This is a genomic window from Nitrospirota bacterium (assembly GCA_016214385.1).
In the GTDB taxonomy this organism is placed as follows: domain Bacteria; phylum Nitrospirota; class Thermodesulfovibrionia; order UBA6902; family JACROP01; genus JACROP01.
Genome location: JACROP010000120.1, coordinates 1 through 2,074, shown reverse-complemented (window position 1 = coordinate 2,074; position 2,074 = coordinate 1). Strand labels below are relative to the sequence as shown.

2 protein-coding genes are annotated in these 2,074 nt (G+C 41.0%); both read left to right on the top strand.

Annotated features, from left to right (window positions below; all coding sequences use genetic code 11):
* Positions 1-191: 191 nt before the first annotated feature.
* Entirely contained in the window at positions 192-1,676 is a 1,485-nt protein-coding gene (locus HZC12_07590) for a cytochrome c biogenesis protein ResB (GenBank protein MBI5026573.1), read from the top strand.
* The gene (locus HZC12_07585; GenBank protein ID MBI5026572.1) at positions 1,676-2,059 is read left to right on the top strand and encodes a GxxExxY protein; all 384 of its coding nucleotides are present in this window, start codon (positions 1,676-1,678) and stop codon (positions 2,057-2,059) included. The genes HZC12_07590 and HZC12_07585 overlap by 1 nt, the downstream gene beginning before the upstream one ends.
* Positions 2,060-2,074 lie beyond the last annotated feature (15 nt).

Below are 2,074 nucleotides of genomic sequence, written 5' to 3'. Positions count from 1 at the left end.
CGCTCCGCGAAGCGGGGCAGACAAGAGAGGGGAGATAAAGAGGAATAAAAATCACTCCCCTCTCCCCTTGTGGGAGAGGGACAGGGTGAGGGGGTATCACGGAAAAAGTAATGCTACCCTGTCAATGGCGTAGTTTGACTTTATTTTAAAATTTATGATATAAATACTAACTTTAATTTTAGGCAACAACTTTGGAAGATAAAAAAAAGATAAGTATTGTAGATAGGGTTTGGGATTTTTTTTCCTCTGTTAAACTCGTCATCATCCTTTTCATAATTCTTTCCCTCACATCAATAATAGGCACAATAATCGAACAGCAGGCAGAGCCAGAGAAGAATATAAGACTCCTCACAAAAATCTTTGGTGAAGGCTTAGCACCTATCCTCTATGAGGTTTTCTTCAGGCTTGGCTTTATGGATATGTACCGCTCATGGTGGTTTGTGACGCTCCTTTTGCTGTTTTCTTCCAATATTATTATATGCTCCTTTGAGAGGCTGCCAAAGATATGGCGCTTTGTTAATGAGCCTATGAAGCCTGTGAAGGAAGACGTAATTAATAACCTCCAGACAAAAAAAGAGTTAAAAGTAAAGGCAGGGCTTTCTAAGGCAAAAGATGTGGTCTTAAATGCCCTCAAATCAGCAGGGTTTAATGCATCGGAGTCAAAAGAAGAGGGGGGCGCAGTCCAGTTTTATTCACAGAAGGGGAGATACACGCGTTTGGGAGTTTATATTGTCCACCTTAGCGTTATACTTATTTTAGCAGGCGCCATTATTGGCATTTTCTTTGGCTTTAAAGGTTCTTTGAATCTTCCAGAGGGAGAAGCATCAAGTGTAGCATATTCAAGAAGCGGCAAAGAGATACCATTAGGTTTTACTATAAAGTGTAACTGGTATGATACAGAATATTACGGCATGTCAGACATGCCAAAAGAATATCAGAGTGAGCTCATTATAGTTGAAGGCGGACGTGAGGTTCTTAAAAAGGTTATAGAGGTTAACACGCCCCTTACGTATAAAGGCATTACTTTTTATCAATCAAGCTATGGCATGGTTCCCAATGCAACAGGAGAGTTTATCCTGAGGATAGTCCCGAAGGGAAGGCAGGAAAGTATCCTCAGGCTTCGGCCCAACGAAGTCTTTGAAATCCCTGGAACTGCCATAAAAGGGAGGATTATAAATTTCTCGCCTGCCATTGCCCAGGACCCTTCCGGCATGCTATTCACATACGCTGACCAGATGGTTAACCCTGCAGTAGGTATAGAATTCACCGAGGGAAATAAACCAAAATTTACAGGCTGGATACTGAAACGCTATCCGACAACAGGACTCCTTCCTGAAGGGCACAAAGTAGAATTTATTGATTACTGGGGCGTCGAATATACAGGGCTTCAGGTCAGGAAAGACCCAGGTGTATGGGTTGTTTATTTTGGCTGTATTACAATTACCATCGGGCTCTTTATGGCATTCTTTATGAGCCACAAAAAAATATGGGTAAGACTTACAGAAGATAAAGGTCATACAAAAGTAAGATTCGGCGGTATTGCAAATAAAAATAAGTTATCTTTTCAGAGGGATGTAGATAAGATGGCAGCGCGTATCCTGACGGCCTTTGAAGGACGTAGAACGGATGTTAGAATGATAAATAATCACACAGAGACACAGAGCCACAAAGAATAATGACGGAAAATGGAATTGGAAAAATCATCGTGGATGCTGCGATTGCTGTGCATAGAGGGCTTGGTCCTGGGCTTCTGGAAATTGTTTATGAAGTTGCTCTTGCTCATGAACTACAGAAGCAAGGACTGTCTGTAGAGAGACAAGTTCCGATTCCCATAGAATATCAAGGGATTAAGTTTGATGAAGGGTTTAGAGCTGATATGTTGGTGGAAAACAAAGTGATTTTGGAATTGAAATCCGTGGAATCGGTTAGCAAAGCTCATAAAAAGCAAGTGCTGACCTATCTGAAGTTGACAGGACGCAAGCTTGGATATCTATTGAATTTTGGCGAAGGTTTGATGAAGGATGGAATATCGAGAATTATTCATGGAGAGATAAAATAATAGAATAAAAAGACT

Coding starts and splice junctions, on each gene's coding strand:
- HZC12_07585 (MBI5026572.1), top strand. CDS start 1,676: ATGACGGAAAATGGAATTGGAAAAATCATCGTGGATGCTGCGATTGCT.